The sequence below is a fragment of the Kitasatospora purpeofusca genome, assembly GCF_034043715.1.
GTDB classification, from domain to species: Bacteria; Actinomycetota; Actinomycetes; order Streptomycetales; family Streptomycetaceae; genus Kitasatospora; species Kitasatospora purpeofusca_A.
In genome coordinates this window covers 29,923-54,836 of record NZ_JAXCLC010000062.1, presented here as the reverse complement: position 1 = coordinate 54,836, position 24,914 = coordinate 29,923, and the positions used below count along the sequence as shown (strand labels likewise).

At 71.5% G+C, this 24,914-nt stretch carries 21 protein-coding genes; 15 read left to right on the top strand and 6 right to left on the bottom strand.

Annotation, left to right across the window (positions count from 1 at the left end; genetic code table 11):
* The first annotated feature begins 197 nt into the window (after window positions 1–197).
* Window positions 198–773 (top strand): hypothetical protein, encoded by a 576-nt coding sequence (locus SM793_RS27435; protein WP_320440967.1) that lies wholly within the window; start codon window positions 198–200, stop codon window positions 771–773.
* 55 nt (window positions 774–828) lie between these two features.
* Here the strand turns inward: SM793_RS27435 and SM793_RS27430 are convergent, their stop codons facing one another.
* From SM793_RS27430 to SM793_RS27420, 3 genes are all read right to left on the bottom strand, one after another.
* On the bottom strand, window positions 829–2,361 hold the full coding sequence (locus SM793_RS27430) for a chitinase (protein WP_320440966.1): 1,533 nt from the start codon (window positions 2,359–2,361) through the stop codon (window positions 829–831).
* Between the two features lie 184 nt (window positions 2,362–2,545).
* Complete coding sequence (wecB, locus tag SM793_RS27425) at window positions 2,546–3,724, bottom strand: non-hydrolyzing UDP-N-acetylglucosamine 2-epimerase (RefSeq protein WP_320440965.1); 1,179 nt, start codon at window positions 3,722–3,724, stop codon at window positions 2,546–2,548.
* Window positions 3,725–3,816: 92 nt separating this feature from the next.
* On the bottom strand, window positions 3,817–5,250 hold the full coding sequence (locus SM793_RS27420) for a glycosyltransferase family 2 protein (RefSeq protein ID WP_320440964.1): 1,434 nt from the start codon (window positions 5,248–5,250) through the stop codon (window positions 3,817–3,819).
* 173 nt (window positions 5,251–5,423) lie between these two features.
* On the opposite strand from SM793_RS27420, the gene folC reads away from it, so the two are divergent.
* From folC to rodA, 8 genes are all read left to right on the top strand, one after another.
* A complete protein-coding gene (gene folC, locus SM793_RS27415) occupies window positions 5,424–6,815 on the top strand; it encodes a bifunctional tetrahydrofolate synthase/dihydrofolate synthase (RefSeq protein ID WP_413816043.1) in 1,392 nt (463 codons plus the stop codon).
* Window positions 6,816–6,817: 2 nt separating this feature from the next.
* Window positions 6,818–7,156, top strand: coding sequence for a DUF4233 domain-containing protein (locus SM793_RS27410; protein ID WP_320440963.1), 339 nt, complete (start codon window positions 6,818–6,820; stop codon window positions 7,154–7,156).
* A gap of 229 nt (window positions 7,157–7,385) precedes the next feature.
* Window positions 7,386–7,799, top strand: a complete 414-nt coding sequence (ndk, locus tag SM793_RS27405) for a nucleoside-diphosphate kinase (RefSeq protein WP_320440962.1) — start codon at window positions 7,386–7,388, stop codon at window positions 7,797–7,799.
* A gap of 309 nt (window positions 7,800–8,108) precedes the next feature.
* A complete protein-coding gene (locus SM793_RS27400; protein ID WP_030309693.1) occupies window positions 8,109–9,134 on the top strand; it encodes a rod shape-determining protein in 1,026 nt (341 codons plus the stop codon).
* Window positions 9,135–9,263: 129 nt separating this feature from the next.
* Window positions 9,264–10,205, top strand: a complete 942-nt coding sequence (mreC, locus tag SM793_RS27395) for a rod shape-determining protein MreC (protein ID WP_320440961.1) — start codon at window positions 9,264–9,266, stop codon at window positions 10,203–10,205.
* 3 nt (window positions 10,206–10,208) lie between these two features.
* Complete coding sequence (gene mreD, locus SM793_RS27390) at window positions 10,209–10,847, top strand: rod shape-determining protein MreD (RefSeq protein ID WP_320440960.1); 639 nt, start codon at window positions 10,209–10,211, stop codon at window positions 10,845–10,847.
* Window positions 10,848–10,898: 51 nt separating this feature from the next.
* Window positions 10,899–13,259, top strand: coding sequence for a penicillin-binding protein 2 (mrdA, locus tag SM793_RS27385; RefSeq protein ID WP_320440959.1), 2,361 nt, complete (start codon window positions 10,899–10,901; stop codon window positions 13,257–13,259).
* Window positions 13,256–14,455, top strand: a complete 1,200-nt coding sequence (gene rodA / locus SM793_RS27380; RefSeq protein ID WP_320440958.1) for a rod shape-determining protein RodA — start codon at window positions 13,256–13,258, stop codon at window positions 14,453–14,455. Before mrdA ends, rodA begins: the two co-directional genes overlap by 4 nt.
* Window positions 14,456–14,525: 70 nt before the next feature.
* On the opposite strand, the gene SM793_RS27375 is transcribed toward rodA, so the two are convergent.
* Entirely contained in the window at window positions 14,526–15,812 is a 1,287-nt protein-coding gene (locus tag SM793_RS27375) for a M14 family zinc carboxypeptidase (protein ID WP_320440957.1), read from the bottom strand.
* 404 nt (window positions 15,813–16,216) lie between these two features.
* On the opposite strand from SM793_RS27375, the gene SM793_RS27370 reads away from it, so the two are divergent.
* Window positions 16,217–18,160 carry a TIGR03960 family B12-binding radical SAM protein gene (locus tag SM793_RS27370; RefSeq protein ID WP_320440956.1) on the top strand — a complete coding sequence of 648 codons (1,944 nt, stop codon included), beginning with the start codon at window positions 16,217–16,219 and terminating at the stop codon, window positions 18,158–18,160.
* Window positions 18,161–18,474: 314 nt separating this feature from the next.
* On the opposite strand, the gene SM793_RS27365 is transcribed toward SM793_RS27370, so the two are convergent.
* Together SM793_RS27365 and SM793_RS27360 are read right to left on the bottom strand one after the other, a co-directional pair.
* Window positions 18,475–19,188 (bottom strand): creatininase family protein, encoded by a 714-nt coding sequence (locus SM793_RS27365; protein ID WP_320440955.1) that lies wholly within the window; start codon window positions 19,186–19,188, stop codon window positions 18,475–18,477.
* Between the two features lie 25 nt (window positions 19,189–19,213).
* Window positions 19,214–20,485 carry a hypothetical protein gene (locus tag SM793_RS27360; RefSeq protein ID WP_320440954.1) on the bottom strand — a complete coding sequence of 424 codons (1,272 nt, stop codon included), beginning with the start codon at window positions 20,483–20,485 and terminating at the stop codon, window positions 19,214–19,216.
* Window positions 20,486–20,653: 168 nt separating this feature from the next.
* Between SM793_RS27360 and SM793_RS27355 the strand changes: the two genes are divergently transcribed.
* The 5 genes from SM793_RS27355 (at window position 20,654) to SM793_RS27335 (ending at window position 23,922) form a co-directional block, all read left to right on the top strand.
* The gene (locus SM793_RS27355) at window positions 20,654–21,124 is read left to right on the top strand and encodes an ATP-binding protein (RefSeq protein WP_413816042.1); all 471 of its coding nucleotides are present in this window, start codon (window positions 20,654–20,656) and stop codon (window positions 21,122–21,124) included.
* Window positions 21,125–21,266: 142 nt separating this feature from the next.
* Window positions 21,267–21,593: a hypothetical protein gene (locus SM793_RS27350; protein ID WP_320440953.1), complete on the top strand. Its 327-nt coding sequence runs from the start codon at window positions 21,267–21,269 to the stop codon at window positions 21,591–21,593.
* Window positions 21,590–21,877: a hypothetical protein gene (locus SM793_RS27345; RefSeq protein WP_320440952.1), complete on the top strand. Its 288-nt coding sequence runs from the start codon at window positions 21,590–21,592 to the stop codon at window positions 21,875–21,877. Before SM793_RS27350 ends, SM793_RS27345 begins: the two co-directional genes overlap by 4 nt.
* Before the next feature lie 162 nt (window positions 21,878–22,039).
* Complete coding sequence (locus tag SM793_RS27340) at window positions 22,040–22,333, top strand: hypothetical protein (protein ID WP_320440951.1); 294 nt, start codon at window positions 22,040–22,042, stop codon at window positions 22,331–22,333.
* A gap of 215 nt (window positions 22,334–22,548) precedes the next feature.
* The gene (locus SM793_RS27335; protein WP_320440950.1) at window positions 22,549–23,922 is read left to right on the top strand and encodes an IS1380 family transposase; all 1,374 of its coding nucleotides are present in this window, start codon (window positions 22,549–22,551) and stop codon (window positions 23,920–23,922) included.
* The last annotated feature ends 992 nt before the right edge of the window (window positions 23,923–24,914 follow it).

The following is a 24,914-nucleotide window of genomic DNA, read 5'->3' as shown; positions in this document are numbered from 1 at the left end:
GGCCCGCCCCCGGCCCCGGGGGGGGGCCGCTCCTCCGCTTTTCCGGATGTCGGCTGATCGGAAGCCCCAACAGCCCAATTCGTTGCTCCCTTCCGGCGAATATTCATCCTGGATCGGGTGAGGTCCAATTCCGCCCGAATTGATTCCTGTCTTGCCCGCGCGGTTTCGCGGAAGTTTGCAGTTCGGATGTGTACGGTGTGCTTCGAGTTCCGGACAGTGAGGGACGACGGGAGGGCATGGGCGTGGTGGTGGTGACCGAGGTGCTGGCCGACGAACTGCCTGCCGAGGCGGTCGAGGAGGCCAAGGCGCGCGCGGCGACCCTGCTGCTCGCGTTCCGGCACGGCAACCAGCTCGCGTTCGACCACGCGCTGGACCGGCTGCTGGACGAGCACGTCGAGCGCGAGGTGGCCACGCTGCTCACCTGGATCGCCGCCGAGGCGGTCCGCAAGGCCTACGCGCCCGAGGTGGGCGACCGGGTGCTGCGGACGATGGCCCGGCGGGCCCCGCGCGACACCGGCGCGGTACTCGTCGACGAGGACGGCGCGGACGCGGCCCGGCTGATCGAGGCGGTCGCGGCCGGCGAGGTGGCGCAGGTCCGGGACCTGGTCGCCGCCACCCCCGACACCACCTTCCTGCTCGGCGGGCTGCTCCAGGGCGTGGCGATGATGCTGCCGCTGCTGCCGGAGGGGGAGCTGGCCGAGATCACCGCCGAGCTGCGCCGCCGGCACGGCGGGGCGCCCGCGGGCGTGCCGGAGGCCCGGGCCGGGGTCTGACCAGCTCCGGGCCTCCGGGCCTTCGGGCCCGCTGGGGGGCGGGTCCGCGCGCCGGTTAGGGCATCGCGTGCAGGTGCGAGCCGACGGTGGAGGCGATGCCGCCGCCGGCCTTGGCGTCCCAGTTGGTCGACCAGGTCATGGCCCCGCCGATCCCGGGCCACTTGGTGTCGGGCTTGAAGCTGCCGCAGTTGGTGCCGGCGGCCAGGCAGTCCAGCGCGTTGTTGACCACGGCCGGGCTGACGTAGCCGCCGCCGGCCGCGCTGGTGGAGGCCGGCACGCCGAGTCCGACCTGGTCGGGCCGCAGCCCGCCCTTGAGCTGGATGCAGGCCAGGCCGGTCAGGAAGTTGACGGTGCCCTGGGAGTAGACCTGCCCGTCGCAGCCCAGCATCGCGCCGGAGTTGTAGTACTGCATATTGACGATGGTGAGGATGTCCTTCACGTTCAGCGCCAGCTTGAAGTACTCCGCGCCGGTCGACTGCATGTCGATGGTCTGCGGCGCCATGGTGAGCGTGAAGCCCGAGCCGGCCCTGGCCGCCAGGGTGTGCAGTGCCTGGCCCATCCAGGTGGAGCTGACGCCGTTCTCCAGGTCGATGTCGACGCCGTCGAAGCCGTAGGTCTGCATCAGCGACCAGGCGCTGTTGGCGAAGTTGGTGGCGGAGGCCGAGCTGTTGACGGACACCGTGCCCTTCTCGCCGCCGACCGACAGGATCACCTTCTTGCCGGCCGCCTTCTTGGCCGCGATGTCGGCCTTGAACTGCGCCTCGGTGTAGCCGCCGAGCCGCGAGGAGAGCGTCGGGTCCAGGGCGAAGCCCAGGCCCCCGGGCGTGCCGGTGGCCTCGGCGAAGGAGACCGCGACGATGTCGTAGGCGGCCGGCACGTCACTGATCCGCTGCACGGTGGCGCCGTTGTCGAAGTTCTGCCAGTAGCCGGTGAGCAGGTGCCTGGCCGGCGGCCGGGGCGTGGTGGCGGTGGGGGAGGGCGTGGTGGTGTCGGTGGGCGACGGGCCGACGGTGCCGGTCGGGGTGGGGCTGGTCGCGGTGGGGGAGGGCTTGGGGTCGCCCGGGCCGAGCAGGGACACGTCGTCGGCGAGGAAGGCCGGTTGCCCGTACCAGCCGTGCAGGTAGACGGTGACGCTGGTGGTGGCGGCCCCGGTGGTGAAGGTGGCGCCGAGTTTGGACCAGCCGGTGCCGCCGGGGGTCCAGGTGCTCGGATCGGTGCCGCCGGTGCCGCGGGCGCCGAGGTAGACGTACGAGCCCTGGACCCAGCTGCTCAGCGTGTACGTCGAGGAGGGTCTGACCGTGACGGTCTGGGTGCACTCGCCGGTGGCGCTGCCGCTCGGGGTGGAGCGCAGTGCGCCGGAGCCGGAGTGGACGGTGGTGGTCTCCGGTGTGCCGGCCGCGCAGGTCCAGCCGTTGAGGCGGTCGGCGTCCTCGAAGCCGCCGTTGGTGACGAGTTCGACGTCGGTGGGGGCGGCGTGGGCGCCGGCGCCGCCGGCGAGGACCAGGCCGCCGAGGCCGAGGGCGAGGGCGGTGGCGCCGGCGAGCAGCGGGTGGACGGCGCGCGGGCGCCGGTGTGAGGCAGGTGGCATGGCTCCATCTCCGGTGGGGGAGGCCGGCGGTCCTCGTGGGGGAGGGCCGTCCGGGTGTCGACGGATCTGTGTGCGGGAGCTACCGACAACACAAGTCCCTGTCGGGGGAGGAGACTTGCCTTCACAAGGTGGAGTAGACCAATTCCGCTGTCAAGAGGGCCGTCGGCCGGGCGGCCCCGGCGGGTCAGGCGGCCTGCGCCGCCGTGGCGGCCCCGTGGGCGAGCCGGGCGGTCAGGTCGGCGATCCGGGCGGAGGCCAGGCCGTCCCCGTACGGGCTGGGGGTGTCCGCGAGCCGGGCGAGCCGTTCCGGGGTGTCGGCGAGCCAGGTGCGGGCGAGTCCGCCGAGTTCGGCACCGGGCGCCACCAGCGCGGCGAAGCCGGTCTCGACGGCCTCGGGCCGTTCGGTGGAGCGGCGCACGACCAGCAGCGGGCGGCCGAGTACGGTGCACTCCTCCTGCACCCCGCCGGAGTCGGAGACCAGCAGTGCGGCGTGCCGGGCGAGGCCCAGGAAGTCGGCGTAGCCGACCGGTCCGGTCACCGTGAGCCGGGCGAGCAGGCCGTCCAGGGCGAAGCGCTCGACGGCGGCCCGGGTGCGCGGGTGCATCGGGAACAGCACCGGCGTGCCGGCCCGGGCGATCCGGTCGAGTTCGGCGAGGACGTCGCCGAGCGCCTCGGCGGTGTCGGTGTTCTCCGGCCGGTGCACGGTGGCGAGGACGTAGCCGTCCGCGGCGAGGCCGTGCCGGGCGAGCAGGCCGGCCCGCACTCCGGCGCCGGGCAGCGAGCGGCGGACCACCTCGACGACGGTGTTGCCGGTGAGCGCGATCCGCTGCTCGTCGAGGGACTCGGCGCGCAGGTTGGCGGCGTTGTCGGGGGTGGCGGCGCACAGCAGGTCGGAGACGTGGTCGACCATCACCCGGTTGTGCTCCTCGGGCATCGCCCGGTCGAAGCTGCGCAGTCCGGCCTCGACGTGGACGAGCGGGATCTCCCGGGCGTTGGCGGCGAGGGCGCCGGCCAGGGTGGCGTTGGTGTCGCCCTGGACGACGACGGCGGCCGGGCGGTCCTCGGCGAACGCGGCGTCGAGCTGGCCGAGGGACTGGGCGATCTGGCCGGCCCGGGGGCGCCCGCCGACGCCGGTGAGCAGTTCGGGGCGGGGCAGGCCGAGGTCGCGCAGGAACCGGCCGGACATCGCCTCGTCCCAGTGCTGGCCGGTGTGGACCAGCCGGGTGGCGGGGCCGAGTTCGTGGATCAGCGGGGCGAGCTTGACCAGCTCGGGGCGGGTGCCGAGGACGACGGCGACGCTGCCGGGGGCGAGCGTGCGGGCGGCGGACCGGGCGCCGGACCGGGGGGCGGGGCACAGGCTCATGGCGGGACGGCTCCGGGGTCTGGGGGCTGGGCGGCTGGGCAGCCGGGCGGCGGCGGAGGAGGGGAGGGGAGGACGGTGGCGACGCGGCCGGGTCAGGACTCCAGGGCGGTGGGGGCGCCGACGGCGACCTTCTCGGCGTTGCGCCGGGTCTTGGCCCAGCCGTTGCGGCCGAGCAGTATCCGGACGGCGGCCCGGGTGGCGACCACGAACAGGTGGTAGGCGTAGAGCCAGACCAGGACACCCCAGAGCAGGCCGGTGAGCCGGCTCCGGTCGGGGTGGACGAGCCGGCGGTAGGTCGGGCCCCAGAGGACCATCGGCAGGGTGGCGAGCACGAAGGCGACCGCCATCCAGGGGCCGTAGGTCAGCTGGAAGTCGGCGGTCTCCTCGGGGAAGAGCGCCAGCCCGGCGCCGGTGATGGCGAGCGACAGCGGGGTGAGGACGACCAGCAGGACGCAGACCACCGGCTGGAGGAAGGTGTACAGCACCTCGGCCTTGCCGGCGGGCCGGTAGTGCGGCGAGCGCAGCACCCGGCCGGTGTAGCGCAGGCACTGCATGTTGCCCTGGGCCCAGCGGGTGCGCTGGGTGAGGAAGCGGCGCCAGGAGACCAGGGCCTCCTGGGAGACGCTGGTCTCGGTGACATGGGTGAGCCGCCAGCCGGCCAGCCGCAGGTCGAGGCCGGACTCGTAGTCCTCCAGCAGGGCGCGCTCGGGCCAGGGGCGGCCGTCGCGGCCCTCCTCGGCGGTGAGCGAGTCGAGGGCGGTGAGCCGGACGAACTGGCCGTTGCCGCCGAGGCCGACGCTGCCGGTGCGGCGGCGCAGCAGCTGCATGCCGGCGTTGTTGGCCCGGAACTCGACGTCCTGCATCCGGATCAGGGCGCGGGCGAGGGCGTTGGCGAGCCGGCCCCGGCCGGCCAGCGGGCGCGGGTCCTCGGCGTTGCGCATCCGGACGCCGATCTGCACGGCGCCGGTGTCGGGGCGGCCCATCGCGTGCTCGTTGCCGACCTGTTCGAGGGTGCCGGGGTCGAGCTGCCCGTCGGCGTCGACGACGCCGAGGACGACCCTGGAGCGGTCGGTGCCGGGCGGCAGCGAGGCGGAGATCTCCCGGTACGCGGCGTTGAGGGCGGCGCCCTTGCCGATCCGGGCGTGCGGGCGGCGGCGCTGGACGAGGTGGACCAGGGCGTCGTGCCCGGCGGCGGCCAGCACCAGGTCGCGGGTGGCGTCCTCGCTGTCGTCGTCGATCACCCAGAGGTGGGCGGCGGGGGCGACGGCGCGCAGTCCGGCCAGGGTCTGGGCGATCACCGCCTCCTCGTCCCGGCAGGGGACCATCAGGTGCCACTGGAAGGCGGCGGGGTCTCCGGGGAGGGCCGGGCGGTTGCGCCGGAAGGCGTTCCGGGAGCCGGCCCAGTAGGCCAGGAAGCGGCCGAAGACCAGGACCATGTAGACCACGAGGGCCAGCGAGATCAGCCCGGCGAGCTGGACGAAACCGTCCCGCCGCAGCTCGAAGAACTGGCGCAGGGCGTCGGGCATGGCGCGATGCTCCTCATGATCAAAGGTGTTTTGTCTCCCTGGGCTGCGAATCAATGCTTCATTGCGGTCTGATGTCGCCAAAGCGATAGTAAACGCGGATATCGGTCAACTCGGGCAAAGTGGTGGTTCTCACCCCGTGGGGGAAGCCGCCCCGCGCTCCGTAGACTGTGGACGTGAGCGACAAGGCCGACCCGAACCCGTACACCCTCCGCCCCGCCGACGGCAGCCCCGCCGACGCCCTGCGCGCCGTCGAGGTGGAACTCTCCGAGCGCTGGCCGGAGAACAAGCTGGAGCCCTCGCTCGACCGGATCGAGGCGCTGATGGACATCCTGGGCCAGCCCCAGCGGTCCTTCCCCTCCATCCACATCACCGGCACCAACGGCAAGACCTCCACCGCCCGGATGATCGAGCAGCTGTTCAACGCCTTCGAGCTCCGCACCGGCCGCTACACCAGCCCGCACGTGGAGAGCGTCACCGAGCGGATCAGCCTGGACGGCGCCCCGATCAGCCCCGAGCGGTTCGTCGAGGTCTACCGCGACATCGAGCCCTACGTGCGGATGGTCGACGAGCGCGAGCCGGTCGCGATGTCCTTCTTCGAGGTGCTCACCGGCATGGCCTACGCGGCCTTCGCCGACGCGCCGGTGGACGTCGCCGTGGTCGAGGTCGGCATGGGCGGCTCCTGGGACGCCACCAACGTCATCGACGCCGGGGTCGCCGTGATCACCCCGATCGGCCTCGACCACACCGACAAGCTTGGGGAGACCACCGGCGAGATCGCCGTCGAGAAGTCCGGGATCATCAAGGCCGACGCCATCGCGGTCGTCGCCCAGCAGCAGCTCGACGCCGCCCAGACCATCCTGCGGCGCGCGGTCGAGGTGGACGCCACGGTCGCCCGCGAGGGCATGGAGTTCGGCGTCGTCCGCCGCGAACTCGCGATCGGCGGCCAGCTGGTGACGCTGCGCGGGATCGGCGGCGAGGAGTACGAGGACGTCTTCCTGCCGCTGCACGGCGAGCACCAGGCCCAGAACGCGGCCCTCGCGCTGGCCGCCGTCGAGGCGTTCTTCGGCGTCGGCGGCGCCCGCGGCGGGAAGCTCGACACCGACAAGGTCCGCCAGGCGTTCTCCGGCATCAGCTCCCCGGGCCGGCTGGAGGTCGTCCGGCGCAGCCCCACCATCCTGCTCGACGCCGCCCACAACCCGCACGGCGCCCACGCCGCCGCCGCCGCCATCGGCGAGTCCTTCGGCTTCACCCGGCTGGTCGGCGTGATCGGCACCAGCGGCGACAAGGACGTGGCCGGCCTGCTGGAGGCCTTCGAGCCGCTCCTCGCCGAGGTCGTGATCACCCAGAACTCCACCCACCGCGCGATGGACGTGGACGCCCTGGCCGCCCTCGCGGTCGAGATCTTCGGCGAGGACCGGGTCCAGGTCGAGCCCCGGCTGGACGACGCCATCACCGCCGCCGTCACCCTGGCCGAGGAGGAGGGCGACCTCGGCGGCGCCGGAGTGCTGGTCACCGGATCGGTCATCACGGTGGGCGAGGCCCGCCTGCTGCTCAGGAGGAAGTGACGATGAGGACGCTCTGCTCCTCGACGCTGATCGGCGAGGCCCTCGTGGTGCTCTTCGCGGCCCTGGTCGCGATGCAGCTCACGGACGTCTCGCACGGCGCCCTGTGGACGGTCAGCGGTATCGCCATGGTGCTGTGCGTCCTGCTCTGCGGCATGATCACCCGCCCCGGCGCGGTGGCCGTCGGGTGGGCGCTGCAGCTCGGGCTGATCGCCAGCGGCTTCGTGGTGCCGACCATGTTCGTGCTCGGCGCGATCTTCGCCGGCCTCTGGTGGTGCTCGGTGCGCTACGGCCGGAGGATCGACGAGATCAAGGCCGCCCGGACCGCCGCCGCAGCGGCCTGAGACGGCTCCGGACCGGCTCCGGACCGGCTCCGGACCGGGGCCGAACCGGGTCCGAACCCGGGCCCGGACCCGGTCCGAACCCGGGCCCGGACCGGGTCCGGGGCGTTCGCTCACGCAAGGTAACCTCTGCGGTAGTCGCACGGCGCACGCGGAATCGCGCGTGCGTGCCGATCCGTGTGCGCGCCGATTCCCGCGTGCGCGCCGAACCCGATTTCCCAGGAGACGCCCCGTGTCCCAGCGCACTCTCGTCCTGCTCAAGCCCGACGCCGTCAAGCGCGGCCTGGTCGGCGAGATCATCAGCCGGATCGAGCGCAAGGCCGGCTGGCGGCTCGCCGCCGCCGAGCTGCGCACCTTCGACCGGGCGACGCTGGAGCACCACTACGCGGAGCACGTCGGCCGCCCGTTCTACGAGCCGCTGCTGGAGTTCATGACCTCCGGCCCGTCGATCGCCCTGATCGTCGAGGGCGAGGAGGTCGTCGCCGGCATCCGCATGCTGGCCGGCGCCACCAACCCGCTGGAGGCCGGGGCCGGCACCATCCGCGGCGACTACGCGACCATCACCCGCGAGAACCTGATCCACGCCTCCGACTCGGTCGAGTCCGCCGAGCGCGAGATCAAGATCTTCTTCCCCGCCCACGCCTGACCGCGCGGGCACCGGGACCTTCGGGACGCCCCGGCCGGGACCATTGGCCCGGCCGGGGCATTCTTATCGGGAAATAGGGAACCAGGCCCTCCGACACGGCGTCCCAATGCCCTGAGAAGCGATCAGGCCCCGGACAATGGACGGCGTGCCCCAGGTCGACGCCCGTGCCGAACGGCGTGACTACGATGGACGCGACTCAAGGGCCCGGTAAGGCAGCTCAGCTGGTCGCCGCCCGTCTGCGGGCGCCCACACCCTCCACCCCACATGACTCCGAGCCCGGGAAGGCACCCACACCCCATGGCGAGCAACCTGTCGTTCATCGGCCGCGACCTGGCGATCGACCTCGGAACTGCCAACACGCTGGTGTACGTCAGGGGCAAGGGGATCGTTCTCAACGAGCCGTCCGTGGTCGCGGTCAACACCAACACCGGGGGCATCCTCGCCGTCGGCTCCGAGGCCAAGAAGATGATCGGGCGCACCCCCGGCAACATCGTGGCCATCCGCCCCCTCAAGGACGGCGTGATCGCCGACTTCGAGATCACCGAGCGGATGCTGCGCTACTTCATCCTCAAGGTGCACCGCCGCCGCTTCCTCGCCCGCCCCCGGGTCGTCGTCTGCGTCCCCTCCGGCATCACCGGCGTCGAGCGCCGCGCGGTCATCGAAGCCTCCCTCCAGGCCGGCTGCCGCCAGGTGCACATCATCGAGGAGCCGATGGCCGCCGCGATCGGCGCCGGCCTCCCGGTCCACGAGCCCACCGGCAACATGGTCGTCGACATCGGCGGCGGCACCACCGAGGTCGCCGTCATCTCGCTCGGCGGCATCGTCACCGCGCAGTCCATCCGGGTCGCCGGCGACGAGCTGGACAACGCCATCGTCCAGCACATCAAGAAGGAGTACTCGCTGCTCCTCGGCGAGCGCAGCGCCGAGCAGATCAAGATGAGCATCGGCTCCGCCTTCGGCCTCGAGGGCGAGAAGGACGAGCACGCCGAGATCCGCGGCCGAGACCTCGTCAGCGGCCTGCCCAAGACCGTCGTCATCTCCGCCGCCGAGGTCCGCGAGGCCATCGACGAGCCGGTCAACTCGATCATCGACGCCGTCAAGACCACCCTCGACCAGTGCCCGCCCGAGCTGGCCGGCGACGTCATGGACCGGGGCATCGTGCTCACCGGCGGCGGCGCCCTGCTCCGCGGCCTGGACGAGCGGCTGCGCCGGGAGACCGGCATGCCGATCCACATCGCCGAGAACCCGCTGGACTCCGTCGCGCTCGGCTCCGGCAAGTGCGTCGAGGAGTTCGAGGCGCTCCAGCAGGTACTCGACGCCGCGCCGCGCCGTTAGCAGAACAGACGGCGGAACAGACAGCGGAACAGACGGCAGGACAGAAACACCAGCCGAACCGACGGGTCCCCGCCCGGGTCCACAGCCCGGGCCGGCGGACCAGGGGCACGAAGGGGCAGTACCAGCACCGTGAGGGACACACGAGAGAGCCGGCTGCTGCTCATCCTGCTGGTGGCCATCGCGTTCGCACTGATCACCGTCGACATCAAGGGCGGTGAGAGCTCCCCGCTCGGCGGCGCCCGGCGCGCCGCCGCCACCGTCCTCGGCCCGGTCGAACGCGGTGCCGCCAGCGCGGTCGACCCGGTCGCCGACACCGTCCGCGCCTTCCGCGACGCGGCCTCCAACAGCGGCCGCACCGACCAGCTCGCCCGCGAGAACACCGAACTGCGGCAGAAACTGGCCTCCTCCGACATGGCGGGCGGGCGCACCAAGCAGCTCGACGACCTGCTGCGCACCGCCGGCGCCGGCGGCTACACCGTCAAGGCCGCCCAGACCATCGCGATCGGCCCGGCCCAGGGCTTCTCCTGGACCATCACCATCGACGCGGGCAGCGACGACGGCCTCACCCGCGACATGACCGTCGTCAACGGCCAGGGCCTGGTCGGCCGGATCACCACCGTCGCCCCCACCACCGCCACCGTGCTGCTCGCCTCCGACCCCGGCTTCACCGCCGGCACCCGGCTGGAGGGCACCGGCGAGATCGGCTTCGCCGCCGGCGGCGGCACCAGCGCCATGAAGGTCTCCCTGCTCAACGGCAAGGCCCAGGTCAAGGAGGGCGACCGGCTGGTCACCTTCGGCTCGCAGAGCGGCCGCCCGTTCGTCCCCGGCGTCCCGGTCGGCCGCGTCGTCGAGGTCGAGGCCACCCCCGGACAGCTCACCAAGACCGTCCTGGTCGAGCCCTTCGTCCAGTTCACCCGGCTGGACCTGATCGGCGTCGTCGTCGTCCCGCCCCGCACCGACCCGCGCGACGCCGTCCTGCCGCCCGCGCCGCCCGCCCAGGGCCAGGCCCCGGCCGGCCCGGCCGCGCCGGCCGCCGCCGTCCCGCCCGCCAAGCCCACTGGGGGGAACTGAGCCATGCGCCTCGCCCGCATCCCCGTCTCCGCGATCCTCATCCTGCTCGGACTGCTGCTCCAGGTCAGCGTCTTCGGCCGGCTGCAACTGCCCGGCGCCACCCCGGACATACTGCTGCTCGTCGTCGTCGGCCTCGCCCTGGTCTACGGACCCACCGGCGGCTGCCTGGTCGGCTTCGCGGCCGGCCTGCTGGCCGACCTCGCCCCGCCCTCGGACCACGCCATCGGCCGCTACGCACTGGTGCTCTGCCTGATGGGCTACGCCGCCGGGCTGCTGCGCCCCGAGCACGGCCGCCAGCGCTCGGTCTCCAGCGCGCTGCTCGTCGTCGCCGGCGCCGCGATCGCCTCCACCCTGCTCTACGCGATGGTCGGCGCCCTCGTCGGCGACACCGTCGCCCGGCACGTCGGACTCGGCCAGCTCGTCGTCACCGCCCTGCTCTACGACCTGCTGCTCGCACCCTTCGTGGTGCCCGCCGTGATGCTGGTCGCCCGCCGCTTCGGCAAGGATCCGCTGTCGGTCGCCGAGGACGACGAGGGCGGACCCGGCCTCGGCAGCCTGACCCGCTACCGCACCACCCGCGAGCCCACGGCCGGTCCGGCCTACCGCAAGAAGCGCCTGCTCGGCGCGGGAAAGCGCCCGTAGCCCGGCCCCGACCAGCCTGCCCGCACTGTTCAGTTTTGGAGCGCACGAGACGTGAGCAACATCCCCGAGACCGGCCGTACCCGGCGGGTGACGATCCGTCTGGTGGTGCTGCAGATCCTGGTGGTCTCGCTGCTCGCCACCCTCGGCGGACGGCTCTGGTACCTGCAGATCCGCAACGCCAGCGTCTACACCGCCAAGGCGACCGGCAACCACATCCGCGAGGTCGTCGAACCGGCCGTCCGCGGCGAGATCCTGGACGCCTCCGGCCGCATCCTCGCCGGGAACGAGACCAAGCTGGTCGTCTCGGTCAGCCGCACCTCGCTGCTCCAGCAGAAGGACGCCGGCAAGGCGGTGCTGACCCGGCTCGCCGAGGTGCTCGGGATGCCCGCCAAGGACGTCCAGGAGAAGGTCCGGCTCTGCGACGCCAAGACGCCGCAGCCCTGCTGGAACGGTTCTCCCTACCAGCCGATCCCGGTCACCAAGGAGGCGACCACCCAGCAGGCGATGCAGATAATGGAACGCCGCGAGGACTTCCCCGGGATCACCGCCCAGCCCACCGCCGTGCGCCACTACACCGGCGCCGAGGGGGCCAACCTCGCCCAGGTGCTCGGCTACCTCTCGCCGGTCACCGACGACGAGGTCTCCAAGACCGCCGACAAGGCCGGCCTCGACCGCTACCTGCCGGCGGACCAGATCGGCCGGGCCGGACTGGAGTCCGTCTACGACCGCGACCTGCGCGGCACCGCCGGCGTCACCAAGCTGGAGGTGGACAACCTCGGCCGGGTCATCGGCACCGCCGACCAGGCCGCCCCGCAGACCGGCAACAACCTGGTGACCAGCATCGACGCCAGGGTGCAGAAGGTCGTCGAGGACAACCTGGCGCAGGCGATGAGCGAGGCCCGCAAGACCTTCGACAAGGTCACCAACCGCAACTACGAGGCCGACTCCGGCGCCGCCGTCGTGATGGACGTGCACACCGGGCGGATCGTCGCGATGGCCAGCGCCCCCACCTACGACCCCAACCTGTGGCAGGGCGGCATCAGCGGCAAGGACTACCAGGCGCTGACCAGCAAGGAAACCAACTTCCCGCTGCTGAACCGGGCCATACAGGGTCAGTCCGCCCCCGGCTCGACCTTCAAGGTCATCTCCACCACCGCCGCCGTCCAGGCCGGCTACTCGCTCGACGGCCGCTACGACTGCCCGAAGAGCATGACCATCGGCGGCCGCGAGTTCAAGAACTTCGAGAGCGAGAGCTTCGGGGCGATCTCCCTGGAGCGCGCCCTGGAGGTCTCCTGCGACACCGTCTTCTACGGCCTGGCGTACGACCAGTGGATGAAGGACGGCGGCATCAAGCCGAAGAAGGACCCTGGCGACTGGTTCTTCAAGACCGCCCACCAGTTCGGCCTCGGCGCCAAGACCGGCATCGACCTGCCCAGCGAGGTGCCCGGCCGGGTCCCCGACCGGCAGTGGAAGCAGTCCTTCTACGACAACAACAAGGACGCCTGGTGCAAGCAGGCGGAGAAGGGCGGCAACACCTTCTCCGACCAGATCGCCCGGGAGAACTGCGTCGACGGCTACCAGATGCGCGCCGGTGACGCCGTCAACTTCGCGATCGGCCAGGGCGACACCCTGGTCACCCCGGTCCAGATGGCCCGGATCTACTCGGCGCTCGCCAACGGCGGCACCTTCTACCGGCCCACCGTCGCCAAGGCCGTGATAAGCCCGGGCGGGGATCTCGTCCGCGAGATCGCCCCGCACGAGGACGGCCGGCTGCCCGGCGACCAGAAGCTGCTCGGCTACATCGACCAGGCCACCGCGGGCGTCGTCACCGGCGGTACCGCCGCCTGGAAGTTCACCGGCGCGGGCTGGCCCCAGGGCAAGATCGAGCTGCACGCCAAGACCGGCACCGCCGAGGTCGAGGGCAAGCAGACCACCTCGTGGCTGACCACCTACAGCCGCGACTACGCGGTCGTGATGACGATAAGCCAGGGCGGCACCGGCTCCGGTGGGTCCGGCGATGCCATCCGCCGGATCTACCAGTCCCTGTACGGCGTCGACGACAAGGGCAACATCGACCAGGGCAAGGCGCTGCTGCCGAAGCCGCAGGCCGAACTGCCGAAGTTCAACCCGGACGGCACCGCGATCATCAAGCCGGCGTCCTTCGACGCCTCGGCCGGCTCGGCTGCTCCGGCCGGTTCTGTCGTCCCTGCCGTGTCTGCGGTCTCCGCCGGGTCTGCCGTGTCTGCCGACTCTGCCGTCTCCGCCGTCCCGGTCGGCGACCCCGGGGTGACCGGTGGCTCGCCGCGGGTCTTCCTGGACCCGGACCGGTCCGGCGGCACCCCGGTGCCGGTCGCGGCCGCCGTGGCCGCCGTCGAACCCACCCGCTCCACCACCGGAAGGGGCCGGGCATGACCTCCTACGGTTCGTACCGCCAGCTTCGGCTCGCCCCGCAGCGCGGCGGGGTGCCCAAGTCGCTGGCCAAGGACTCCCCGCTGTGGCGGATCGACTGGATACTGCTGCTGGCCGCGGCCGTCCTGTCGCTGGGCAGCTCGCTGCTGGTCTGGTCGGCCACCCGGGGGCGCGACTCCCTCACCCACGGCGACCCGCAGTACTTCCTGTTCCGGCACCTGACCAACGTCATGGTCGGGGCCGTGCTGTGCGCGGTGGTGATAGCGATAGGGAGCCGTCGGTTCCGTACCGTGGTGCCCTTCCTGTACGCCGGTGTGATCCTGCTCCTGATGGCCACCCTGAGCCCGCTCGGCTCGACCATCAACGGCCAGCACTCCTGGATCCAGCTGGGCGGCGGCTTCTCCGTGCAGCCGGCCGAGTTCGCCAAGCTGGCGATCGTGCTCGCCATGGCGCTGGTGATGTCCGACCAGGTGGACGCCGGGGAGCGGGAGTTCCCGGCGAACAAGGCGGTGTTCCGGGCGCTGGTCTGGGCGACCCTGCCGATGGCGATCGTGATGCTGATGCCGGACGCCGGCTCGGTGATGGTGATGGCCGTCATCGTGCTGGGCATCCTGCTCGCCTCCGGCGCGGCCAACCGCTGGGTGTTCGGGCTGATCCTGGCGGGCGTCGGCGGCTGCGTCGCGATCTGGAAGCTCGGAGTGCTGAGCAAGTACCAGATCGACCGGTTCGCGGCCTTCGCCAACCCGGCGCTCGACCCGTCCGGTGTCGGCTACAACACCGCGCAGGCCCGGATCGCGATCGGCTCCGGCGGACTGACCGGCAAGGGGCTGTTCCACGGCACCCAGACCACCGGGCAGTTCGTGCCGGAGCAGCAGACCGACTTCGTCTTCACGGTCGCCGGCGAGGAGCTGGGCTTCCTCGGCGCGACGGCGATCATCGTGCTGCTGGGCGTGGTGCTCTGGCGGGGCTGCCGGATCGCCCGCCACGCCACCGACCTGTACGGCACGATCGTGGCGGCCGGGGTGGTCGCCTGGTTCGCCTTCCAGGGCTTCGAGAACATAGGGATGTGCCTGGGCATCATGCCGGTGGCCGGCATCCCGCTGCCGTTCGTCTCCTACGGAGGATCGTCGATGTTCTCCACCTGGGTGGCGATCGGACTGCTCCAGGCGGTGCAGAGCCAACGGCCGATAGCGGCCTGAGTGGGCTGAGCGTGTACGGCGAGGGCCGGTCGGGGAATCCCCCGACCGGCCCTCGCCGCAGGTCCGGGCCTCAGGGCAGCAGCAGGTCGGCGGCGCCGAGCACCGCCCGGGTCTGGTGGGCGACCTGGGTCTCGACCGGGACCCAGCGGGCGCCGAGCCGCTGCAGGCCCTCCAGGCTCGCCGCCGCCACCCCCCGGGCCCGCGCCCGGGCCGCGTCCGCCGCCGGGCCGCCGCTGTCCGCGAGCAGCCGCAGCAGCATCGCGGCGATCCGCAGCGGCAGCCGCTCGGCGACGATCCGGGCGGTGGTCACCCGGGACACCGACAGCGGCGCCGCCGACCAGTTAGCCAGCCAGTCGTCCACCACCGGCGGGCAGACCGCCAGATTGAACTCGACCGAGCGCAGCAGCGGCCCGTACGCCACCCCCGCGTGCGTCGGCACCTGCGGCAGCAGGGCGGTCAGCTCCGCCACCCGGGACCGCAGCCGGTCCGCGCAGGCCGCCACGGCGGCGGCGACGTCCGGGGCCGGACGGTGGTCGCCGACCGCGTCGACGGCCCACATCGGGACCTCCAGTACGGCCGTCGTCCCGCCGTGGCGCCCCGCGTACGCCCAGGTGGACAGCTCGGGACGGTCCGGCAGGGGCTGCCGGCTCCGGCCCGGCGGCGGCATCAGATAGGTGCCGGGGGCCGGGCTGGCCCAGCCGAGCGCGTCGTAGGAGTCCACGTCCAGCGGGATGCCGCCGCGGGCCGCCGATCGGGCGAAGCGCCCGGCCAGGGCCGGCAGCGGACGGGTGAGCTGGACGAACGCGCCGCCGAAGTCCACGCCGTGCAGCGAGCACTGGAGCACCGGGCGCAGCTCGTCGATCAGCCCGGTCAGCACCCGGCTCTCCGGCATCGGGGCGAGCGGCCCGTCCGGGTGCGGCAGCAGCTCGGGCTGCTCGTGGAAGGCGGGCCGGAAGAAGTGCTCGTAGTGCCGGGCCGCGGTGAGCGGCCCGTTCAGCCAGCCCTCGTTCAGCGCGGCGCCGTCCGGGTCCAGGCAGAGCAGGACGTGCCAGCCGACCCCGGGGCGGGGCGGCTGTGCCAGCGCGTGCTCGGCCAGCCGGACGGCGGCGGCCAGGCCGACCGGCTCGTTCGGGTGCGGGCCGCCGACCACGAGGACGGTGTGCTCGCCGTCGTCCACCGAGAGCAGCATCAGCGGGCGTCCGGCGCGGGAGCGGCCCACCTCGCTCACCCGGCAGCGGCCGGGGTGGCGGCGGGCCAGCCCGCGGGCCGCGGCGATCGCCCGGGCCACGGTCGGGTAGCTCTCGGTGTCGTTGCACGGGCTGTCGATCCGGCGCGTCCGCCGGCCCGTGTCGGTCATGGCTCTCCTGTCCTCGGGGGCGGGCGGGTCGGCGCGGTCGGGGGCCTGGGCCGGGAGTCCGGCGCGGGGTCGCGCCGGGCGGCCCGGCACGGCCGGTGCGCGCACGGCCAACTCCCTTGTCCCGGGGGCGCACAGGACCCTCCGGTGGAGCCTTGCCAGTACCGCACGCGGCCTCCGAGCGTGTCAACAGTCGCCGGGGCCCCGTGGTGGGGCCGCGTTCACGTGCCGGAACCTGTCCGTACACCCGTCGGCACGGGCGGTCGCGAGGCCCGCGGCCGGTCCCGGAGCGAGGGCGCCCGGGCCGGGGAACACGGCGGTTCGGCTACTCTTGAGGGTCACCCCTCCCAGCCGTCGCCGTGCTGAGCGCGCGGCGGTTCCGAACGTCGTAAGGGTTCCTGGTACTCATGACTGTCGAATCGGTCTTCCCACGCCTGGAGGCTCTCCTCCCGCACGTCCAGAAGCCGATCCAGTACGTCGGCGGCGAGCTCAACTCGACCGTCAAGGACTGGGACGCCTGCGACGTCCGCTGGGCGCTCATGTACCCCGACGCCTACGAGGTGGGTCTGCCCAACCAGGGCGTCATGATCCTCTACGAGGTGCTCAACGAGCAGGAGGGCGTCCTCGCCGAGCGCACCTACAGTGTGTGGCCGGACCTCGAGGCGCTGATGCGCGAGCACGGTGTGCCCCAGTTCACCGTGGACGCCCACCGGCCGGTGAAGGAGTTCGACGTGTTCGGGCTCTCCTTCTCCACCGAGCTCGGCTACACCAACATGCTGACCGCGCTCGAACTGGCCGGCATCCCGCTGGAGGCCCGGAACCGCACCGAGGACCACCCGGTCGTGCTGGCCGGCGGCCACGCCGCGTTCAACCCCGAGCCGATCGCGGACTTCATCGACTGCGCGGTGATCGGTGACGGCGAGCAGGCCGTGCTCGACATCACCAGGATCGTCCGGGAGTGGAAGGCCGAGGGCCGCCCGGGCGGCCGCGACGAGCTGCTGCTGCGGCTGGCCCGCACCGGCGGCGTGTACGTGCCGAGGTTCTACGACGTCGAGTACCTCCCGGACGGCCGGATCGGCCGGGTCGTGCCGAACGCCCCCGGCGTGCCGTGGCGGGTCTCCAAGCACACCGTGATGGACCTCGACGAGTGGCCCTACCCCAAGCAGCCGCTCGTCCCGCTCGCGGAGACCGTGCACGAGCGGATGTCCGTGGAGATCTTCCGCGGCTGCACCCGCGGCTGCCGCTTCTGCCAGGCCGGCATGATCACGCGCCCCGTGCGGGAGCGAAGCATCACCGGCATCGGCGAGATGGTCGAGCGCGGACTCAAGGCCACCGGCTTCGAGGAGGTCGGCCTGCTGTCGCTGTCCTCCGCCGACCACACCGAGATCGGTGAGATCGCCAAGGGCCTGGCCGACCGCTACGCGGAGGACAAGGTCGGCCTCTCCCTGCCGTCCACCCGTGTCGACGCCTTCAACATCGACCTCGCCAACGAGCTGAGCCGCAACGGCCGCCGCTCCGGCCTCACCTTCGCCCCCGAGGGCGGCAGCGAGCGCATGCGCAAGGTGATCAACAAGATGGTGTCGGAGGAGGACCTCATCCGCACCGTCGCCACCGCGTACGGCAACGGCTGGCGCCAGGTGAAGCTGTACTTCATGTGCGGCCTGCCCACCGAGACCGACGAGGACGTGCTCCAGATCGGCGAGATGGCGAAGAACGTCATCCAGAAGGGCCGCGAGGTCACCGGCCAGAACGACATCCGCTGCACCGTCTCCATCGGCGGCTTCGTGCCCAAGCCGCACACCCCGTTCCAGTGGGCCCCGCAGCTGTCCGCCGAGGCCACCGACGCCCGCCTGGCCAAGCTGCGCGACTCGATCCGCGGTGACCGCAAGTACGGCAAGAACATCGGCTACCGCTACCACGACGGCAAGCCCGGCATCGTCGAGGGCCTGCTCTCCCGCGGCGACCGCCGGGTCGGCGCGATCATCCGCGCGGTCTACGAGGACGGCGGCCGCTTCGACGGCTGGCGCGAGCACTTCTCCTACGACCGCTGGATGGCCTCCGCCGAGAAGGGCCTGGCCGGCACCGGCGTCGACGTCGACTGGTACACCACCCGCGAGCGCGGCTACGAGGAGGTCCTGCCCTGGGACCACCTGGACAGCGGCCTCGACAAGGACTGGCTGTGGGAGGACTGGCAGGACGCCCTGGAGGAGGTCGAGGTCGACGACTGCCGCTGGACGCCGTGCTTCGACTGCGGCGTGTGTCCCCAGATGGATACGGCCATACAAATCGGCCCCACGGGCAAGAAGATGCTCCCGCTGACGGTCGTCGGCGGCCCTGGCCAGCAGAAGTAGGCAGCGACGTGAGTGACACGGTGAGCGAGCTGTGTGACTTACTTCACAGCCTCCCGGAGGGTGAGCGGGAGCTCGTCCTGGGCGCACTTGGTCTGACGCGCGCCCCGGACGGGCCCACCCCGACCCCCGGCAAGGCCCGGCAAGGCGGCCGGAGGACCCCTCTGCCCGCCGCCCGGAGTGCCCCGGGCATCGAGACCTCGATCGAGTGGATCTGAGGCACTGGAGCGACGCACAGAGCCCTCCCCGAATCTCTCGGGGAGGGCTCATGCGCTTGCTGGGGGTGTTGCCCGCCTTCGGGTGACGGCTGACTGTCGTCAGCTAATCCCTATGAGTGACAGGTGGGCGGTGGCCGACTCGGACAGGCTGTCCAGGAGGGCCTTGCCCTTCTCGGCCGTGCCGAGCGACGGGCGGCCGATGATGCCGTTCCGGGTGTAGCCGGCCATGCCCAGGGTCAGGAGATGCGGACGCTCCGGGGCGTCGTGGTCGTCGCCCGCGACGCCGTCCCGGACGAGTTCGGGGGCGCCGTGGAGCAGCAGGGAGACCTCCAGCTCGCCGCCGTGCATGTCCTCGGCGCTGCTGCTCTCCAGGCCGGCGGCTTCGCGGGCCCGGTGCCAGTCCTCGCGGACCGGGAACAGGGCGAGGCGCGGGCCCTCGGTGTTGGCCTCCTGGACCACGTTGGAGAGCACGTAGTTCCCGCCGTGCCCGTTCACGATCAGGAGGCCGGGAACGCCGGACGCCCGGAGGGACTTCCAGATGTCGTTGATCACGGCGTAGAGCGTGGCGGCGCTGATGCTGACGGTGCCGGGCATGTGTGCGTGCTCGTGGGAGCAGGACAGCGTGATCGGCGGCAGGAGGAACAGGTCGTGGTCGGTGGCGATCCGCTGGGCGATCAGGCTGGCGACGACGGTGTCCGTGGTCAGGGGCAGGTGGTCGCCGTGCTGCTCGAAGCTGCCGACCGGCAGTACGGCGATCCTGGCGCCGCGTCGGCGTTCGTCTGCGGAGGTGGCGGCCGTGATCAGTGCGTCCATGAGCCCAGCCTCTCCCATCGGGCCGTCAGCGGTCGAGAGGGCTCCCGTTGCTCATCAGGGTCAAGCGGCCGATGAACGTGGCGACTTCAGGTACGGCGCTCCAACGCTGGAGGGCCCGGCCTGCGGCGGACAGTTCGGACATCGCGCGGGCCGACTCGGTGTCGACGGCGATCGACAGCGCGCGGTCGGCTGCGGCGGCCGCCTGCTCGGGTTCACCGGAGACCGCGTAGGCGCGCGCCAGCCGGGAGAGGTAGACACCCTGGTCGTTGCGGTAGATCGGCGGGAGGATTCGGAGCTCCGCCTCGAACATGCCCACGGCCGTGTGCGGGTCGCCGAGCTCGATCAGGCAGTTCGCCCGCTGCATCTCGATGTAGGTCGGTGTGCAGTAGGCGAGATCAAGAGCGTCGTCGGCATGCGAGTCGTCCGGTGAGGCGGCGACCTCGTGGGCCTCGTCGAACTTCTCCTGGGCGAAGCGCGGGTTGCCCAGGAGCACGTGGCCTTGGGCCTCCTGTTGCGCAGCGAGTGCCCGGATCCGGTGTGTCGCCCCGACCGACCGTTGGGCAGCACGGGCAAGGCTGACGGCCTTCTGGCCGTTGCGTTGGGCGGTGGCCTGGTTGCTCTTCCGGAAGAGCACGTAGGCGGCCATCACATCGTCGTCGGCCTCCTGCGCCCACTCCATGGCGCGGTCCGACCAGTACAGGGCCCGGTCAAAGTTCCCGAGGTCCTGGTTCAGCCAGCCCAGGAACTCCGCGGTGCGGGCGCCGATGGTGAGGAGTTCGTCCCGGGCGCGGCCCTCGGCGTCCTGCTGGAGACGGTCGAGCAGTTGGACGTGGCGCGTGACCGCGTCGAGCGCGTGGCGGGAGCCGAGCAGGTTCGCGGACTTGTAGTGACCGGGCATCGCGCAACGCAGATGGCTGACGAAGAGTTCGGGGTCGATCGGAGCGCTGAGGCCCCGCGCGCCGGGGGACGACTCCGGCGGGCGCCGCCGGGGCTGCGGGACAAGTCCCGCCCGCTCCCACGGCCGGTCGGACAGGCCGAGCAGGCGCCCCGGGATGTGGAGTCCGTCGGCGATCCGCTCGATGAGATCGATCTTCTCGATCTTGCGTTTCCCGGAAATGACCTCGCCGACCCGGCTCGGTGTCATGTCGCAGGCGCGAGCGATGAGTGACGGGTAGATCCCCGCCAGCTTGAGCAGCCGGAAGACGGAGGCGAAGTCGCGTCTTCGACAGGCGGCGATCATCTCGGGGTGGGAGAGCAGACCTGCGGGCAGCCGGTCCGGTACGCGAGCCTCGGTCACCACTGCCCCCGCTGTCGATCATCAGCCACCGCAAGCAAGTTGATTGCCTGTGAGTTTACCCACACTGGGTAATCAGCTTGGGTACGAAGTCTGCACTCCCGCTCGGCAGCCTGGGGTCAAGGGTCGGAACGTCCAGGTTCGGGCCGTCCATTGGGACATCGGGAGGCGGTGTACGTGATCAGCTCGGGAAACCCCCAAGACGGCCCCGAACCCTACAGGCCGGCCGACGGCATAACCGCGTTCGAGACGACGCTCACGCGGCACAGGCGATCCGCGCAGGTCGCCAGGAGCCACTTGCGTGAGTTCCTGCAGAGCGTTCCGGGCGGCAGGGCCCTCGCGGGGGACGGTCAGCTGGTGCTCGGCGAGCTGGTGGCCAACGCGGTGGTGCACGCGCGGGTGTCGCCTGGACGTGAGATCGCCGTCCGGTTCGAGGTGGTGTGCGACCACCTGCGGATCGAGGTCCACGACGCGAGCAGCGAGAAGCCCGCGATCCGGCGCACCGCTGACCCGGAGGACATGTCGGGGCGCGGGCTGTACCTGGTCGAGGCCCTGTCCCTCGAATGGGGTTACGGGCCCCGGCCCGAAGGCATCGGAAAGATCGTCTGGGCTCTGGTGAGCCCGAAGGGCGGTGCGGAATGAGCCGGCGTTCCGGGGTTTCGTCGCGGTGCTTCTACTGCGGCGCGGGGCTGGGGAAGGCGTTGATCCGAAGCATCGTGGTGAACGGCCGGACGGTCAGTGTCCACCGGTGGCACCCGCGTCGTGCGGGGGAGGTGGCGGGGAGATGACCACACCTGAAGAGCATGGTGGATCGGGGCTGGAAGCGGGATCCCTGTACCCGTTCCCGGTGATCGCGGAAGTCCGGGGCATCGCCGCGCCCGCGTGCTTCAGCAAGCTGACGGACGCGATGGCCGCGCTGCTGCGGACGCTCGCTGTGCTTCCACTGAGCCCGGACCAGCACGGCTACTTCGCCGAGCTGTTCGGACCGTCGGAGGCGCAGGCGGTCGGGCAGCGGCTCGCGACGCAGGGAGAGGTGCGGGCCCTGGCCTTCCTCGACCTGACCCCGACCCTGGTCCGCCTGTACCCCGCTGGCCCCGGGGCGGCTCGGTGATCCGGCACGTGCGGGCCTGGCGGGAGCGGGACACGACGTGGTGGCTGCTGGATGGCCAGTTCTCCTGGCCCATTCGGGCAGTCTCGCCCGGGCGCCGAGCCGCGCATCGCGACGTCATGGCGTGGTGCGACGAGCCCGACTTCACAGACAGCCAGCGAGCGCAGTTGATGCGGCGAATCCGGCGGGAGGAGACGGGCCGCGACGATCCGCTGATCGGCCTGACCGAGGCGGAACTCTTCCGGCGGATCTTCGCCTGCGACGAGCCGGGACGGGACCGCACATGACCTGATCAAGAACAACCGAACACGTGCCGGACCACCCCGGAACCTTGGCGGGAGAGGGGTGGTCCGGTGGGTCGGAACCCGATGCCGATGGTATCGGGCTCCTCGGCATGTCAGTGCACGGATGGCCCGGTTCGGTTCTTGACCAGGGGAGTTGAAGAACAGTTGGACGGGGACGACGACTTCGGTGCGGAGTTGGCGGCGAGCCTCGACCCTGACTCGTGGGTGTGGCTGCCGGGCGTGGACTACGCGGCCGGCTGGCGGGTGGCGAGGCAGACCGCGGACGAGCTGAACTCGCTCTTGGTTGCGTGTGGCGTGGACCGTGGGCAGCTGCGGGCCATCGCCGACACCGACGCTCAGGGCGGTGCGCTGGTCCGCTTGGAAGGCGTTCTGGACGGGTGGATGAGCCTCAAGGAACTGCTCTGCCTCGCGGCCGACGTCCGTGGCGAGGCAACGTGAAAGCGCCAGCGTGGGCATGGTGCTCGCGCTGGCGCTTCCTGCTGGCTTGTTCGCCACCCGGGGTGATCCGGTCGTCATCTGCCCTGCTACTAGCCTCGGGCTTTCACGGAGGCTGCTGTCCGATGGATGATCAGAAAAGAGAAAAGTGCTCCTGACCTGCAACGATGGGACTTGTCTAGGGTCCAGTCAGCTGCGTGGAAAGAAGCACTTCTCAGGTGAACACTACCGGGTCGTACCCGCGTGTCCGTGTCGAGGGCAACGGTCGTGGGGTCGTCTCCCAGGCCGGCGCCGTGCTGCTGGTCGAGACCGCTCGCAAGGCAGGGCTGGACGCGGCGATATCGACGGCATTGGCGCCGTGGTGCAAGGCTCGGGCGGTCCATGATCCGGGCAAGGTCGTGCTGGACGTCGCGCTCGCGGTGGCCCTCGGCGGGGACTGTCTGGCCGATGTCGCGATGCTGCGGGCCGAGCCCGCCGTGTTCGGTCCGGTGGCCTCCGACCCGACCGTCTCGCGCCTGGTCGACACCCTCGCAGGGGCAGGGTCCCGCGCACTGGGGGCGATCCGGCGGGCACGGGCCGAAGTCCGCGAGCGGGTCTGGCGGTTGGCCGGCGACGCGGCCCCGGACACAGGCGGCGAGGTGATCGTGGACATCGACGGCGTGCTGGTCCTCGCGCACTCCGAGAAGCAGGACGCGGCCAAGACCTGGAAGAGGACGTTCGGCCATCACCCGCTGTTCGCGTTCGTCGACCACGGCCCAAGCGGCTCCGGAGAGCCGGTCGCCGGTCTGCTGCGGCCGGGGAACGCGGGCAGCAACACGGCCGCCGACCACATCGAAGCGGCCCGCCTGGCACTGGCCCAGCTGCCGAAGAAGTACCGGCGCGGACGCCGAACCCTGATCCGCACCGACTCCGCCGGCGGCACCCACGACTTCCTCGACTGGCTCACCGCACGCGGCCGATGGCTGTCCTACTCGGTCGGGATGACCATCACCGATGCCATCCACCAGGCCGTGCTGAAGATACCGGCCTCGGCCTGGACCCCGGCCGTCGAACCCGGCGGCGAGGTCCGCGACGGCGCCTGGGTCGCCGAACTCGCCGGCGACGTCCTCACCGGCTGGCCGAAGGGGATGCGGCTGATCGTCCGCAAGGAACGGCCGCACCCCGGCGCGCAGTTGCGCTTCACCGACGCCGACGGCATGCGCCTGACCTGCTTCGCCACCAACACCACCCACGCCCCGATCGCGCACCTGGAGCTGCGGCACCGCCGGCGCGCCCGCGCCGAGGACCGTATCCGTGCCGCCCGCGACACCGGCCTGCGCAACCTGCCCCTCCACCAGGTCGCTCAGAACCAGGTCTGGCTGGAGATCGTCCAGCTCGCGCTCGACCTGCTTGCCTGGATGCCCATGCTCGCGCTGACCGGGACCGCTCGTCGGTGGGAGCCCAAGCGCCTGCGGCTGCGGCTGTTCTCCGCCGCCGCCCAGCTCGTCACCACCGGCCGCCGCCACTACCTCCGCCTGGCCCGCCACTGGCCCTGGACCGACACGATCACCAGCGCGTTCGCCCGCCTGCACGCCCTGCCGGACCCCGGCTGACCAGCGACAACGTCCCATCCCGACGAGCAGTGGACCACTTCCGGAGTCGTGGAACCCGGCGCCCACCCGACGCGCCAGTCGGGCCCTCACCATACCCATCGGCCGAAACACCCAGCTCAGCCAAGCAGAAACGGCCCGCCAGCAGAGCTGACGAGCCGTCATGCAAGATCGAGGCTAGCCCCAGCTGTTAGCCCACCGACAACCACCACCTGTTGCCTGATCCGGCATGTGTGTGGCGCCAATAGCTATGGGGTTACCGCGCGGAGCGGTCAGCGGGGTGGCTTGAGACCGGGCTGCTTGTTCCGGGCCGGCCGAGGCTGCATTCTGCCGAGGAGTAGTGAAACCACGACGCTTGCAGCTGACAGAGCCGCCGGAAGGAGCTCGACTGGGGCCTTGAGTACGATCACCACAACGAACCGTGCGGCTGGCCAGAACCCGGGTGCCGGAGTTGACACGCGACCCTTGGAGAAGGAAAGACTCACGTTGGTACCTCCATGGAGTACTAGGCCCACCGTGCCGCTTCGGTTAGCCGCCATGCGCGGCACGGTGGGTTGCTTCGTCTGCTCAGCGAACGTAGCAGCGGACGACTCCGAGGCAGTCTGGCTTCGAGGAGCCGCCGAAAAGTCTCGGATAGCTGGCGTGAGAAGTCATCGCACTGCGTGACCTCCTCACAGTTCCTCATGGTTTCTCAGGGTTCCTCACGGTCCCGGTCGGACTACAGGCTCGCTCAGCTTCACTACATGGCCGACTACTCTACGTAGTGACGGAAGTTGGCTGGTTCTGTTGCATGGACCACTCATGGAGGATGGGCGCGGGTAGCTGGAGCTTTCCCGCGTTGGAGACGAGCGGGTCGTTGATGCCAGTGACATCTGCTTTGTAAGCCTTGACGTGCCACAGTTGCGGCTGGCCTGGTTTGCTCCTGCCCCAGTCTCGACACAGCCGGTTGCCTCTTGATGCCCCTGATTGACCGCCACGTACCACTCGATCTGGCA

Coding starts and splice junctions, on each gene's coding strand:
- SM793_RS27430 (WP_320440966.1), bottom strand. CDS start 2,361: ATGCCACCTGCCTCACACCGGCGCCCGCGCGCCGTCCACCCGCTGCTC.
- wecB (WP_320440965.1), bottom strand. CDS start 3,724: ATGAGCCTGTGCCCCGCCCCCCGGTCCGGCGCCCGGTCCGCCGCCCGC.
- SM793_RS27420 (WP_320440964.1), bottom strand. CDS start 5,250: ATGCCCGACGCCCTGCGCCAGTTCTTCGAGCTGCGGCGGGACGGTTTC.
- SM793_RS27410 (WP_320440963.1), top strand. CDS start 6,818: ATGAGGACGCTCTGCTCCTCGACGCTGATCGGCGAGGCCCTCGTGGTG.
- mreD (WP_320440960.1), top strand. CDS start 10,209: ATGCGCCTCGCCCGCATCCCCGTCTCCGCGATCCTCATCCTGCTCGGA.
- rodA (WP_320440958.1), top strand. CDS start 13,256: ATGACCTCCTACGGTTCGTACCGCCAGCTTCGGCTCGCCCCGCAGCGC.
- SM793_RS27375 (WP_320440957.1), bottom strand. CDS start 15,812: ATGACCGACACGGGCCGGCGGACGCGCCGGATCGACAGCCCGTGCAAC.
- SM793_RS27370 (WP_320440956.1), top strand. CDS start 16,217: ATGACTGTCGAATCGGTCTTCCCACGCCTGGAGGCTCTCCTCCCGCAC.
- SM793_RS27365 (WP_320440955.1), bottom strand. CDS start 19,188: ATGGACGCACTGATCACGGCCGCCACCTCCGCAGACGAACGCCGACGC.
- SM793_RS27350 (WP_320440953.1), top strand. CDS start 21,267: ATGACCACACCTGAAGAGCATGGTGGATCGGGGCTGGAAGCGGGATCC.